We start from the raw sequence: 14,699 nt of genomic DNA on the forward strand, positions 1-14,699 counted from the left end.
AATTATTAATTACAGCATTTGGATTGCATAAAACTGTCAGTTTTTAGCGTTCCTTTCTTTTATACGTTTTTGCCATTCTTCGCCCTCCTTTTTCATATCGTAGCCTTGTGCTGATAAATAATTATTTATGCGGCCTTTAAATTTGCCAAACCAGGCATGTTTTTTTTCTGACGACTCTGCATCTATCGCATTTTCACGGGCCTCTATTAACCATCCTTTGATCTTTCCTTTTTGCTCCTCCGTAAGATTTGGTAATTCATCCTGATATGCAGTATAAGTAATGGGATATACTCTATAAGTCATACCATCCTTTACTTTGTCTATTTGTTCGGCATTTAATTGTGTGCTTAATTTTGAGAGGTAGGCAGAGTGCAAAACCTTCAACTGTTTGTTTACATTACTGTCTATATCAGCCATTTTCGCATTCGCAGCTGTTTTGTCATCGCCTGCCTGTTCTTTTATTTGCTTGCGTTTTGCATTTCGCTCCTCATATATATTGTTTAAATCGCGGTATTGATCTACAATAATATCAAGTACCTTTTTAAACTTTACCGAGTCGGTAATACCTAATGCATCTACTATTTTACCTGAACGTAGCGTAATTACTTGTGTATAACTGTCCTGACTGTTGGCTGCCGGCGACGTTTGCGCACAGGCTAACATAACTCCCGAAAAAGTTATCATCAACGTTATTATATATTTTCTCATTCTCATCATTACTAATTAAAATCTATTTTAAATACATTTCTCTCCCGCCGAAATTAAAGGAGATACCGATAAAGCCTATAAATTAAACTTGCATCATCCTTCTCATTCTGCTATAATTTAATTGTGTTTATCACAATTAATTAAATACACATATTTTATCAATTATCTAAATAAAACTAAAATGTACGTTAATTACGTTGGTTTATGTTCTTGGGGTAAAGCACTCCGTAAAACAGGATGCTTTAACAAATATCAAATATTAGCCATTGCTATTTCTACCTGTATTTATCAATTTATTGTACGATCCTATCATAACGCCATTTTTTGCCCGTATCTTAACAACGTCAAAAGAATGTTACTTTTTTATAAACGGTGTTTACTTAAAAATTCATAATTTTAAAAATTATAAACCAATCAATACACAGAATACAATCTGTTTTTTATAACCCAGTTAGTGATTTTTTAAAAATGAAGCCCCATTTTCTTAAGGTTGCTGTAAAACCGCAAAACTCATTTAGTATCAGGCATGACATTTTACCCACCTTCAGGGGTATATGGCATTACCATCCGGAATTGGAACTTCACTATGTAATTAAGGGAGAAGGGGTGCGGTTTATTGGTGATAATATCAGCAATTTTTCGCCGGGCGAAATCACATTGCTTGGAGAAACACTTCCACATTGCTGGCGCTGTAAGGATGAGTATTTTCAACCTGATTCTGGTTTGAATGTAGAAGTGATCGTTATTCACTTTTTACCAGACTGCCTGGGCAAGTACCTGCTTAATTTACCCGAAGCTTATTTGTTGCCCAAACTATTTGAAAAGGCTAAAAGCGGAATGGTAATTGGTGGCACTGCAAAAACAGAATTAGCCAAACTAATGCGAAAAGCGGTAAATGCTACCAATCTCGAACGCATCATCGTGTTGCTGTCCATACTTAAAATATTGGCCGAAAATGAAGACTTTGATCCTATCATATTATCACCTAACGAATTCCATCAATCTAACGAGTCTGATACTATTCGCCTTAATAAAGTTTGCTCCTATACATTAGCTAATTACAAAACCGAAATTAGTTTAGAGAAAATAGCTGCCATAGGAAACCTTAGTGTAACTTCTTTTTGCCGATATTTTAAACTGATGACCAAAAAAACCTATTTTGATTTTTTAACCGAGATCAGGATAAGTCACGCCTGTAGGTTTTTAATTGAAGATAAACTACCTACCGAAGTATTATGCTTTGAATGCGGATACAACAATATTTCGAACTTTTACCGTCATTTTAAAAGGGTTACCAAAATGACCCCACTGGAATACAAAAGAAAATACCTGAAAGGACAGCCAACTAACTGACCTTTAGTAATTTTTTATACCAACACTGTTTTGCAAATGTGTGTAGTCGCTAAATAAATGCTCAATCTGGCTGCGAACAGAAGATGTAAAATTGCCTACTTCGCGCCTGGTAGTGGTTGATATTTTCAATCCGCGTTTTGTTAAACAATATTTCGCCACTACCGGGTATACATTATGCATAACATCCATATTATCAATCAGAAACTGCTGCACCATATCCACTTCCTGTTGCAAAACCGGGTTAGCATAATTATTGCATAACCAAACAATCATTTCAGGAAAAAAATTGCCCTGGATACAAGAAAGCCCCGCAGAACCAGCTTTCAGCGATTCAACCGCATGCGCCATATAAGCGTCATATAAGCCAAACGCCGGATTAATTTTCTCGGCTTCCAGCTTTTGTATTACTTGATTGATATCCAGGCAAGTATCTTTATGATAAATAACCCTGCCCGTTGCCACAAAAGCGTTTAATTGTGATGGGGATAATAATCTTTTGTATGGAACAGGACATTCGTAAAACCCTAATGGAATGGATGAAGTTTGGTCAATCAGTTCAAAAACACGGTCATTAAATAGTTCATCCGATTCGTTTTGATCGGCCAGTAAGCTGGTAATGGCTATTACAGCGGCAGTACCGGCATCGTGTATCCTTTTTACAAAATCTGCTTGTTTGCTAATTTCCCCGCCAAATGTACCGGTGGCCACTACTGGCACTGCCCCATTGGCAACTTTTATAACGTGCTTAATTACCTGCAGGCGTTCCTCACCGGTAAGTTCAAACATTTCACTGGATAAGCAGTTGGCAAACAAGCCCGATGCGCCGGCCTGCAAATACATTTCGGTTAATCGCGTAAGCGCATCATAATCAACATCACCATTACTTTTGAAAGGAGTAAGCATTACGGGTATAAAACCTTTATTTTTTTGTTCCATTTTAGTGTTTTTTTGATGTGTTTTTGTCGATTTTAACAAATTTTCACATCGAAAGCTGCCTTGTTTTGGTTAATAGTATTCCCGTAAGGAAAATAGTGAGCGTACCCGCCACAATAATCATATTGGTATTTAAAGTACTGCGGAGTGACGCGTATTCATCAGGAATAATTGTTGGGAATGTGAGCCACAAAATAACCACTAACCCTATCAGTGTAGCGATGATGGCCTCATGGTTGCGGGTTTGCCTGCTAATGATACCCAGCAAAAACAACCCAAGCATACCCGCGGCAAATATGCCCGAAAGCTGCCACCATAAATCGAGTATACTTTTTACACCTATCATGGCTATCCCCGCTCCCATGCCCGCTAATCCGAATATTACAGTGCCAATGTGCAGTAAATTAAGTGTTTGCTTTTCGTTAAGCTGAGGTTTAAAGTATCGCTTGTAGATATCTACTGTAAAAACCGTTGCTGATGAATTCATACCTGAGCTAATAGTGCTCATGGCTGCTGATAATATGGCCGCTACGATAATACCAACCAATCCCGCAGGTATTTTAGTTACCATAAAATGCGGCATTATTTTATCTCCATAATCGGCTGGTGTTAGTTTGGTCATTAAACCGCTAATCTGCTCGGGTGTAGCTGTTAAAGGCAGGCGCTCTATAGCCGCCTGATGTTTTATGCTTAAAATAAGATCGGGGTGCTGACTGTAATAGGCATATAAACAGGAGCCTATCACAAAAAACAGAAACGATGCAGGCACATATATCCACACACACAACCATACCGATTTTGCAGCCTCTTTGGTTGATTTAGCAGCATGATAACGTTGTATATAGTTCTGATCCATCCCAAAGTTATTGAGATTGATAAAGAACCCGTAAAACAACACCACCCAAAAAGTTGGCCCGGTAAAATTAAGGGAGAAATCGCCCAAACTAAATTTATGATCGGCCTTGCCAATATCCATGATCTTTGTAAAGCCGCCAGGTATGTTGGTAACTACCAGATAGATAATTAATATAGCGCCCAATGTTTTAATAATTCCCTGTACTACCTCTGTCCATATTACTGCTTTTATTCCACCCGATACAGTGTACAGGATAATGGCAATTCCCATGATCAGCATGATCATTTTCATAGATATGCCGGTAAGCGCCTGAAGACTCAATGCAATACCAAAAAATACCGATCCCATACGGGCCAACTGTGTTAATAAAAAGCAAACAACTGCATAAGTACGTGCCCACGGGCCAAAGCGTTTTTCAAAATGAGTATAGGCTGATATCTCCCCGGTACCACGATAAAATGGTACAAAATATTTTACCGCTACCCATGCTGCCAACGGCATCGACAGGCTAAAGACAAAAGCATTCCAGTTACCACCGTATGCCTTGCCCGGCACGCCCAAAAAAGTGTTACTGCTTAAAAATGTGGCATATATAGAAAGCCCGATAGCCCAACCCGGTATTAAACCTGATGCCATGGTAAACTGTTCGGCATTCTTATTTTTACGCGAAAAATAAAAGCCAACCAATACCATCCCGATCAGGTAAATACCTATAATGGTAAAATCGAGCACAGGCAACACTTTCATGCTTTAAATTGGATTTTCATTAAGATTTATATATAGTGGTTTACTATTGTATAGGCAAATGTAGTATTGTACTACTGCCCTTTCATATAATATTTTTTCAGGGTATTGTATGATATTATCATTTGGCTTTACAACTGCTAACGGCTTGCAACACTAATTTGAGCCGGTTGCAATCCATCGGCCGCTGCACTGATTGTTATAGATCCAGCCCTTATTTTTGACTGTATAACAGCGAGCCCTAAACCATTGAATACACGGTGCTCGTTACCCGCAAAAGGGTCAAGATCTGTTTGCGATCCATTATCAACGGCTTTTAATATACCGCTACCTCTTACCTTAAATTTAATAAGCTGATTGGCATTGGGCACCAGATTGCCGTTTTTATCCAGAACTGATACGGTGATAAAAGATAGATCTTTGCCATCGGCTTTTAGGTTTATTCTGTCGGCTTTAAGCTGTATGCGGTAAGGCTCGCCGGCTGTGGCAACCTGTGTTGTTAAAACAATCTTACCATTTTTGCGCGAAACTGCTTTTAATATGCCTGGTTCATATTTAACCCGCCACATTACATGCAGATCATCGCCGTTCTTTTTCCTGATGCCCAATGATTTGCCATTCAAAAAAGCTTCTACCTCATCGGCATTATTATAATAGGCCCAAACATCAACGGTTTGGCCAGGTTTCCAGTTCCAGTGCGGCAACAGGTGCAAAACAGGCTTGTTTGTCCACTCGCTCTGATACATGTAATAAACGTCCTTGGGGAAGCCTGCCAGATCAACTATCCCAAAGTAAGAGCTGCGTGCCGGCCACAAATACGGTGTTGGCTCGCCTATGTAATCAAATCCCGTCCACACAAATAATCCCGACAGGAAATCATATTTCTTAATGATCTTCCACGTTTCTTCATGAGTTGAACCCCAATAAGCCGATACATTGTCATAGGCCGATACGGTAAAATCAGCATTGCCATTTTTCAAAGGCGTTTTACCATCCTTTGGCCAGCGCCTGATGCTGTCTGACGGCATATCATAATGCCCGCGAGTAGCCAGTGCCGACATATTTTCGGTTGCAATAAATTTTTGACCCGGATAATTCTTCTGAAAATCAGCATAAACTTCCTGGTGATAATTCAATCCAACCAGATCAAGCGCTCCTGACTGATAAATAAAATTCTTTTTAGGATCAGCATCACTCAGCGCCGAAGTAACCGGCCTTGTTTTATCCAATTGTTTCACCAAGCCAACCAGCTCGCGGCCAATGCTAATACCTGTACTATCAAACTGTTCCCTGATCTCATTACCAATGCTCCAGACAAATATGGAAGGATGGTTGCGGTCACGCAGCACCTGATCCTGCAAATCCTTCACATGCCACTGATCCCAGTCCTGGTGATAGTCGAACTTGCTTTTCTTTTTCTTCCACATGTCAAAAGCCTCGTCCATTACCAAAAAGCCCATCTTGTCGCACAGGTCAAGCAGTTCCGGAGCAGGCGGATTATGAGATGTGCGAATAGCATTGCAACCCATAGTTTTTAATATTTGCAGCTGGCGCTCAATAGCGCGTATGTTTACCGCAGTCCCCAAAGCCCCCTGATCATGGTGCATACATACACCCAATATTTTCATGGGTTTGCCATTTAAGCTAAACCCTTTATCAGCATCAAAATTAAAATAGCGGATGCCTGTTTGTGTGGTATGGTCGTCAACTACTTTGCCGTTTTCCAACACTTTTACCACTACTTTGTACAGGTATGGATCGGTAACAGACCATAAACGTGGATTATTTACCTGCAACGATTGGTCAACGGTAACAACCGTATCAGTAGTGTTATTTATGGCCGATATTTTTTGTACAACCAGCTTCCCTGCGGCGTCATATACTACGGTTTGAACAGCTAATTTTTTATTTATTGCAGGCGATTGATGTACAGCTACATTCAGGGCTATCTCCGCTGATTTTTCATCAACATGCGGGGTAGTTATAAACGTACCCCAATTGGTAAGGTAGGTTTTGGCAGTTGTTGCCAGCCAAACATTACGGTAAATACCTGAGCCGGTGTACCAGCGCGAATTTGGCTGATCGGTGTTATCTACCCTTACAGCAAGGGTATTTTGCCCGCCAAATTTCAGGTATTTACTAAGATCATACCGAAAGGATATATACCCGTTTGGCCGTTTACCAAGATAATGCCCGTTTATCCAAACCTCGCTGTTATGAAATACCCCATCGAAATCAATAAACACATTCTTGTTTTTTGCAGAAGCAGGAATTGTAAAGCTCTTCCTGTACCAGCCTATGCCCGCAGGTAAACCACCTTCGGCTTGTGTGGTTGGATTTTTTGCATCAAACCGTCCTTCAATACTCCAGTCATGAGGCAAATTTAAATTGCGCCATTTGGCATCGTTAAATGCAGTATTTTTTGCCTGGGGTTCATCACCCAAAAAGAATTTCCATCCGGCATCAAAATTCTCGGTTTTGCGTGTATTTTGGGCCTGTACCGTGATTGCACAACTAAACCAGATCAACAATAAAAAATAGCGGTAATTCATAAACTTATATTAACTCGTACGAGGCGCATGTGATACGTCTCTACATCCTTCATTTATTGTTTCTTCTTTTTAACCGGTGGTGTTACGAAATTCAACTCACTTTTACCCATATCTTTAGACGTAGCCACCGCAATACCCCGCTGATCTGATTTGTTAACCGCGCAGTAATAGTGATAAACCACACCCTTATATTTCACCACGAATGATTTATGGGCGAACATATTATCATAAGGTTCTGACGATTCAATGAGCTTTTCTCCAGTCCAATCCGTCCAGTGCACCAGGTCGTAAGAGGCTGCAAAGCGGTTAAACACGCCCGATGTACCGGTTTTCCAGAAAGCCCCGAAATAAAACATCACATAAACGTCACCTATCTTTTGAATGTAAGGGTCTCCGGTAATGCCGTCGCCATGATTCAGCACCGGATCTTTACCAAAACGCTGCCAGTGCAGCATATCATCAGATACGGCCATGCCTATACGCTCGGCTCCGCGCTTTTTGTTCACGCTATCGCCATTGGCATTGTAATACATTACGAAAGGATGCCCGGTAAGTTTCGTTTTATCCCATATTACGGTTTCTTTGTACTGGGTATGATTATCCCACCAGCTTACGTTGGCGTCGGTACTTGACAATACCGGATGCCCTAATCGCTGCCAATCATGAACGGTGCCCGGATCTTTGTCGGTATAGGCTATACTGATAGACAGCAAGCCTTTTTCATACCCGGTGCTATGTCCTCCGAAATATGACATCCAATACTTATCCTGATATTTTTGCAACTCATAAGAGCCTCCCCATTTATAATCCTGTAAGGCTATATATCCAGCTTTCTGGTTACCGTCCCATTGCGAAGTGTCAGAAAAAGACAAAATGCGGCCCTGGGTTTTCCAGTGCAGCAGGTCTTTACTATCGGCCAGCCAGGTTTCATAACCCCGGCCATTAAATATAATGTAGGTCATGTACCACTTGTTCCCTTTTCTGAAAACACTTGGGCAGTCGGCTTTTCTCGAATTGCTGTCGGGCACTATAACCAATCCATACTTATAAGGTGTCTTTACCTGCTGATATATATCCTGCATTACCTTATCGGGTACAGTTTTAGCCTGGGTTTGCGCGTTTGCTTTAACTGATGCTATGATGCAAACCAATAATAAAATGTGCTTAAATGTGTATTTCATACTTTTCTTACAATCGTTTTACCTGGCAGTGAAGGTGTAATTACCAGAACCGGCCTTAACCAGTGCTTTACCGTCACGGTAACCTATAAACTTCATATCTTTCCTGCTTTTTATATTTTGCCCGTCCGCGGTAATCAAAGCAGTTTTATTCACCGGCAGACAGATGGTAGCAGTAGTATTTGCGGGGATGCTTACGCTCAGTTCAAACTTACCCGCTGCCTTTTTCCAGCTGCTTGATATAGTGCCATAAGGCGATTGGTAACTGGCACTGGCCGAGGTTACATTCCCTACTGTTTCGGGCCTGATCTCAATTTTGTTAAACGCAATGGCATCATCCGCGGGGCGGATACCTGCCAGCCCGCTATAAAACCACTCCATTAAATGGCCCAGCATAAAGTGATTGTTTGATACAGAAGGCAGTGCTGCCCATGATTCGGTTAAAGCAGTTGCCCCATGAGCCAGCTGATAGCCATAACCCGGCACATCATCACGGCTATTCATATCAAATATCACATCTGAGCGACCTTCGTCATCCAATACCCTCAGCAGGTAGCGGTAACCAATATCCCCCGCGGTAAGGCTATTACCACGGTCGCGGATATCTTTCACAATGTTGTTCACCACAGCCGTTTTATATTGCGGCTCAACCAGGCCTGCATAAACGGACATGGCATTTGCAGCCTGACTGCCGCTGCCATATTGTTTGGTTTCGGCATTGAAGAATTTTTTGTTATAAGCTGATTTTACTTGTGCTGCCAGTTTTTTATAAGCTGCAGCATCTTCCGTTTTCCCTAACATCACCGCAATTTTACCGGCAATATCCAGATCGTAATAATACAAGGCCGATGCAGTGATACCTTTAGGGGTTAATTGCGAAACACCGGGATGCTTTGGCCCAAGATCATACCAATCGCCCAGACCCTGGTAAAGCAGGTGATCTTCTGCTTTTTTATCAAGATAAGTGAGATAGCGTTTCATCATATCATAACTTTCGGTCAATACCTGTTTATCGCCATACCACTGGTATACATACCATGGCAAAATGATGGCATTACTCCCCCACTCCGGCGAATCGCGAAAAGGTTCATCAAACTTTACAAACTCAGGCGCTATCTCCGGAATCAACCCATCCTCGGTTTGCGCTATACGCATATCATTGATGCATTTATGGGTTAAACCGGTTATATCATAATTATAATGTAACGAACTGCCAACCAGATGCGCCTCTTCCAGCCAGCCCAGCTTTTCGCGGTGAGGGCAATCGGTAAATACACTAGCCATATTGCTTTTCATGGCCCAGTCAATCAGCTTGAAAGTCCGATTAAACAGCTCATTTGAGCAGGTAAATTTGCCCATAGTAGCCGCGGCGTTACGGGTATGTAAACCTTTTATAGCTACTATTACCGGTTTACGCGATGTATTGGTCTCATTTTGCGGTGTTGCACCCTCAACCTGTAAATACCGGAAGCCGTAATAGGTAAACTGCGGTTGCCAGGTTTCCAAGCCATCACCCTTTAAAATATAATTGTAATAATGAGGGTTACCGGATGCTTTTTGATTGGCGCTCCCGTCAGCATTAACCAGTTCGGCCGGAATGATCCTTACCGTATCGCCTTTTTTGCCCTGAACGGTAATTTGTGGAATACCCGAAAAGTTTTGCCCGAGGTCATATACCCATTCACCCGAACTGAGCTGCTTTTTACTTTCAGGAGTAAATTCCTGCATGATCTTTAGCGGATCGGCCATTTGCGCATTTAACAAAGACGGCCCGTCCACAACTATTGCCTTTTGCCATTGGTTATCGTTAAATCCATTGGCATTCCACCCTGCTTGCTCCAGGTTTGCATTATAATCTTCTCCACCATAAATGCTGGTAAAGGTTATAGGACCCGGCGCTGTTTTCCAGGAGGCATCACTCACTAAATTCTCTGTCTTTCCATCCTGATATTCCATCACCAGCCTGCATATCATTTTGGGGTGACCATATCCGCCGGTAAGTTTGCGGTAACGTTTATCGCGCGGGATATAATAAAACCCGTTGCCCAACATTACTCCTATGGTATTTTGACCTGCGATAAGCTGATTGGTGATATCAAATGGCACATACAGCGCTTGTTTGTTGTATTGAGTCCATCCGGGATCGAGGAAATGGTCGCCCACCTTTTTGCCGTTCAGGCTCAGGTCAAAATGGCCCAATCCGCATATATAAAGTGTAGCTTTTTTAAGTTGATTACCGATACTGAATGTTTTACGGATGAGCGGTAATACGTCATTGGCCATGCCCAGTTTTTTGGGACCTCTGCCATGATAAAATGGAACAATGGCTGATGTATCGGGCAGTTTATCATACGCTATCCAGTCGGCTCCATTCCAGTCTGTTTTACTCAGCAAACCCATTTGCCAATTGGCCGCTGCACTCCATGCAGAAACCTGCTGGTGATTATCCCATACCATCACTTTCCAATAGTATGTTTTAGATGCCTGCAGTTTTATGCCTTTATAGATCACCTGCAACGAAGCAGACGAACTCACCTTTTTTGAATCCCACACATTACCGGTATTGTTCTTTAACTTATCAGCATCATCGGCTACTAATACCCTGTATGCGGTTTGCAATACGTTGTGCTGCCCACTTTCCAACTCCCAGCTTAACCGCGGCGATGCCGATTCAATACCCTGCGGATTTTGCTTGTATTCGCATTGCGGGTTAATAACTTTTATCCCCTGCGCAAATAACTGCACAGGTAATATCAACAGCAATAAATAAATTCTTTTGATCATGATGTTATAAGTTACTGCATTTCAATACCCGATATGCATAAGCCTGTTGCCTGTATACCTGTAATAACCAGTTTATAATTGCCTGCATTAATACTTGTGCCGGTTGTGGTTGCCACCGTGCCCGATTTGTTTTTAGGTACAGGCTTAAAGCTAATATTTTCTTCGTTCATCAACGTACCATCGGCGGCAAGTAACTGCATTTTTGCAGTGAAAGTTTTATCGGTTTGGTTATAATATTTAATGCGCAGGGCATACATAGCGCCCACACCCGGTGTTACCGGGAACGATACGCCATTACTGCCATCTTTTGTAAAGCGAACTACGTTTTTACCATTCAAAGTATCTTTTACTATCCCATCGCCCTTTAATTCGGCTGTTTCGGTTTTGTAGCTAACCGTTTTACGCAGATCGGTAGCAGGTTCTAATGTAGTTACCGGCAGTACGATAACGGTGTACATGTATTTACCTTTGTTTTCGCCCAATGAAACAAGGTCGCCTTTCTTAAATCGCTGGCGATAAACTGCCAATTTGTGCCCGCCATCGGCGTCGGTTTCTACAAACTGACCTGTTACCTCATATTTACTTAGCCATGCGGGCCGTTGTTGCGGATCTGCATCCATGGCTACAAAAACGTCTGCGTCGGCATTTACTTTAAAGGAAGCTGATGAAACGGATTTTATATTATTTGTCCGGATCCAGTCGGCACCGTATAAAACCGGAGGCAGGTTGCTAAAGGTAATTTTGTTATCTGCATATTGTTTTTGCCCAATGTCAAGCCAACTTTGTACCGAACAGCCCTTATCAGCTTTTAATTGCTCAATTACACCATGGTTATAAATGCCCGATTTTGCTATAGGATTTAATGAACTTACCGCGATAGCTGAAATAATGGCTTCACCAGCTTCAGCATCCGGGAAAGAAACCGTTAATGTTCCACCGGTTACGTGAGCGGCGACCGTTTTCTTCATGGCATTAGCATAACCGGCTTCTTTAAAAATATCGAGGTTTTTAATTTTGGTTATGCCGTTAACAGCTACATCAAATAAGCGCCATCCGGTGCAATCCATCCCCCCTCCGGTACCATACCAAGGTTCCGTAAAATAGAATTCAACTCGATAATCACCATCCGGTACTGGAAAGTTAAACCTGAGCTTATCCATGCCATATCTGAATGTCTGGAACAAAGCTTCATCTTTAGTGCCAGAAATATGATCAAACGTGCGCTGCTGACTGGCAAAAAAGGCCGGCATGCCGGGATAATCGTCAGTCCAGCTTAATGAGCCGGTTTGTTTTTTATTGTCCTGGTGCTTGTCTGCTACCCATATATTTCCGTAACTGTCTTTATAATCAGGGCCTCCGCAATTTATACGATACAGGTAATTATACCCTGCGGCAGGTTTAAGCAAAACAGTGTTTTGGATAGCTGTTTTTAAATGCGGGGCAGTTGGCAAATGATTAAGCACGATCTGGTCATGCGTCACCGCCTTCCCATTTACATATCCAATAGCATACAAAACATTGTATTTTATATCAACCGCATCCCATTGAAAATGGGTACCGACGCCGCCACGCTTCTTTTTTCCAAGCGAAATATGCTCAACATCGTTAAACAGCTCCACCTCATCGCAATTGGAATAAACAGTTATGCTATCCTTTTTACCTGCTGTTAACCAGCGGTTTGGCCAGGTATGTGATACAATGTAAACCATCGGTCCCCTATCTTTTGGAGCATAGTTGGCCCGGTACATATAAAATGCGTCCGTAGGTTGCCCCCAGGGAGTAAACAGCCCTTTATAATTTATGGGGCCAACCCTGTCCAGCTCACGTTGCCCTTCGCCGCCTTGTATGCGGCCCGGATTTTCGTGCGAATATAACAGCCACTGAAAATGCCCTGCAACCTGATCTTTAACCGATTCGGCCAGGCGCACTTTGGTTTCCATCAGTTGGTTTAACCTGTCCTCGCTTAGCGGACCGTTTTGGTTAAAAGCTCCTTCCGTATGCAAACCAAGGCTTCTCCATGCACCGTATTCGCCTACCAGGACCTGTTTTTTAAGGTCTTCGCCATAAGTTAGCGGGTTGCCACCATACGTACCTGTCCAGTTTTGAGGTACGTCCCAGTCGGTGCCGGAACCACCGTTGCAGGTAGTAATTTTGCGCTGGAATGAGGCTGTTGGGTCAAGTTTGCGGATCAGTTCGCTGCATTCCCGGGCAAAATCAGTTGGTAACTTGCTTTCGTTCTGTAAACCCCACAAAATAACAGAAGGGCTATTGCGGCGTTCCTTGATCCAATCAACCAGCAAAGCCTTATAATTTGCCCTGAACTCAGGCGAATTGAACCAAATATGTGCCGAATATTGCGGCCACCACAGGATGCCCAGCTTATCCCAATATTTGTTATATTCCAGATTATGAGGCTGATGCGCGTCTCTGAAGGCATTAAAACCAGCAGCTTTTACCTGCGTTACTCTCGATTTGATCTCGGCATTGCTGAAAGCCTGGCTTTTTCCCATCAGGTGCTCGTACTCGGCAACGCCGTTTATAAAGACTGGTTTTCCATTCAGGTAAAACCGGTTGTCGCCGTTATTCCGACCGATAGGCCAGCTGATCCAACGGATACCGTAGGGTGTCTTGATTTGGTCTTTCAGGGTACCATTTTCCCATATTTGCGTGATCAAATTGTATAAATACGGGTCATTTAACGACCATAAATGAATGTTTTTAACATTTTTCAGCGCATTTTTGACCACTATTTTATCTCCTGACTCCACATTGCCGGTAGAGCCCGTTTGCGCAACTGACTTCCCCTTCTCGTCAACCAAAATATTTACAATTTTTACATTTGCTGACAGGTTACCATAATTTTTTATCTCTGTTTCGAGGTTGAGGGTAGCTGATTTTTCCGACACGGTGGTATCGTTCCAGATGTGTACCCCAAAAGGTTCAATCCGCACGGGATTGGTAACTATCAAATGCACCGGCCGGAAGATACCCATAGGCTGCGAACCTTCCGAAAAACCGGTTTCGTCTGAGCAGCCCCCGCACACCCACGGCAGATCTTTAATGTAGGCTGGATGATCGGCCCTGACGGCTAACAGGTTTTGCTTACCCGCTTTTATAACATCGGTAACATCAAGGGTAAAAGTGGTGCGGCCGCCGGCATGGTAACCTACTTGCCTGCCATTCAGCCACACCGTTGCGTAAGAACCCACGCCTTCAAACCATAAAAAATATCTTTTGCCTGTTTGCTTTACCGGTAAGGCAAACACCTTGCGGTACCAGGCATACCCATGTTTGTTTCCATGTTTCAGGCGGCGATAGCCTTCGTACGTATCCCAGTTATGGGGTATATTTGCGGGCAGCCAGGTTTTTGTTGAAAACCCCGCCTGTTCAAAACCTGCATAGGCTTTACTATTTTGCTCATCGGCAATGGTATGCCAGTTAGTGTTGAGCAATATATCCTGCCGTGTATTTTGCTGAGCGGATGCGATATTCGGCATAAAAGCAGGCAGCAGACCGATAAAAAGCACAATAGCCAGCTGATGTTTCAGCCCGCTAACGCGTGTTTTTATGTACCCAATACCTCCCCCCATT

Annotated in this window: 8 protein-coding genes; 1 reads left to right on the plus strand and 7 read right to left on the minus strand. The window is 42.6% G+C overall.

All coding sequences use genetic code 11. The features are described 5' to 3' along the window. Window positions 1-36: 36 nt before the first annotated feature. The gene (locus tag SNE25_RS23960; RefSeq protein ID WP_321561547.1) at window positions 37-708 is read right to left on the minus strand and encodes a DUF3826 domain-containing protein; all 672 of its coding nucleotides are present in this window, start codon (window positions 706-708) and stop codon (window positions 37-39) included. 468 nt (window positions 709-1,176) lie between these two features. Here SNE25_RS23960 and SNE25_RS23965 point away from each other — a divergent pair, with 468 nt between their 5' ends. After that, entirely contained in the window at window positions 1,177-2,061 is an 885-nt protein-coding gene (locus SNE25_RS23965) for an AraC family transcriptional regulator (RefSeq protein ID WP_321561548.1), read from the plus strand. Window positions 2,062-2,064: 3 nt separating this feature from the next. Here SNE25_RS23965 and SNE25_RS23970 read toward each other — a convergent pair whose 3' ends face one another. The 6 genes from SNE25_RS23970 to SNE25_RS23995 all read right to left on the minus strand — a co-directional run bounded on the left by SNE25_RS23970 (window position 2,065) and on the right by SNE25_RS23995 (window position 14,698). Then, on the minus strand, window positions 2,065-2,997 hold the full coding sequence (locus SNE25_RS23970; protein WP_321561549.1) for a dihydrodipicolinate synthase family protein: 933 nt from the start codon (window positions 2,995-2,997) through the stop codon (window positions 2,065-2,067). A 43-nt stretch (window positions 2,998-3,040) separates the two neighbouring features. Then, a complete protein-coding gene (locus SNE25_RS23975) occupies window positions 3,041-4,597 on the minus strand; it encodes a sodium:solute symporter (RefSeq protein ID WP_321561550.1) in 1,557 nt (518 codons plus the stop codon). 137 nt (window positions 4,598-4,734) lie between these two features. Continuing rightward, a complete protein-coding gene (galB, locus tag SNE25_RS23980; RefSeq protein WP_321561551.1) occupies window positions 4,735-7,146 on the minus strand; it encodes a beta-galactosidase GalB in 2,412 nt (803 codons plus the stop codon). A gap of 53 nt (window positions 7,147-7,199) precedes the next feature. Continuing rightward, window positions 7,200-8,327, minus strand: coding sequence for a glycoside hydrolase family protein (locus SNE25_RS23985; RefSeq protein ID WP_321561552.1), 1,128 nt, complete (start codon window positions 8,325-8,327; stop codon window positions 7,200-7,202). 18 nt (window positions 8,328-8,345) lie between these two features. Further along, window positions 8,346-11,108: a family 78 glycoside hydrolase catalytic domain gene (locus SNE25_RS23990; protein WP_321561553.1), complete on the minus strand. Its 2,763-nt coding sequence runs from the start codon at window positions 11,106-11,108 to the stop codon at window positions 8,346-8,348. An 11-nt stretch (window positions 11,109-11,119) separates the two neighbouring features. Further along, window positions 11,120-14,698, minus strand: a complete 3,579-nt coding sequence (locus tag SNE25_RS23995; protein WP_321561554.1) for a malectin domain-containing carbohydrate-binding protein — start codon at window positions 14,696-14,698, stop codon at window positions 11,120-11,122. Between the last annotated feature and the right edge of the window lies 1 nt (window position 14,699).

Source organism: Mucilaginibacter sabulilitoris, assembly GCF_034262375.1.
Taxonomy (GTDB): Bacteria; Bacteroidota; Bacteroidia; order Sphingobacteriales; family Sphingobacteriaceae; genus Mucilaginibacter; species Mucilaginibacter sabulilitoris.

What these genes read in the sequence shown, in the direction of transcription:
- SNE25_RS23995 (WP_321561554.1), bottom strand. Translation starts at nt 14,698, where the DNA reads ATGGGGGGAGGTATTGGGTACATAAAAACACGCGTTAGCGGGCTGAAA.
- SNE25_RS23965 (WP_321561548.1), top strand. Translation starts at nt 1,177, where the DNA reads ATGAAGCCCCATTTTCTTAAGGTTGCTGTAAAACCGCAAAACTCATTT.
- SNE25_RS23985 (WP_321561552.1), bottom strand. Translation starts at nt 8,327, where the DNA reads ATGAAATACACATTTAAGCACATTTTATTATTGGTTTGCATCATAGCA.
- galB (WP_321561551.1), bottom strand. Translation starts at nt 7,146, where the DNA reads ATGAATTACCGCTATTTTTTATTGTTGATCTGGTTTAGTTGTGCAATC.
- SNE25_RS23970 (WP_321561549.1), bottom strand. Translation starts at nt 2,997, where the DNA reads ATGGAACAAAAAAATAAAGGTTTTATACCCGTAATGCTTACTCCTTTC.
- SNE25_RS23960 (WP_321561547.1), bottom strand. Translation starts at nt 708, where the DNA reads ATGAGAAAATATATAATAACGTTGATGATAACTTTTTCGGGAGTTATG.
- SNE25_RS23975 (WP_321561550.1), bottom strand. Translation starts at nt 4,597, where the DNA reads ATGAAAGTGTTGCCTGTGCTCGATTTTACCATTATAGGTATTTACCTG.
- SNE25_RS23990 (WP_321561553.1), bottom strand. Translation starts at nt 11,108, where the DNA reads ATGATCAAAAGAATTTATTTATTGCTGTTGATATTACCTGTGCAGTTA.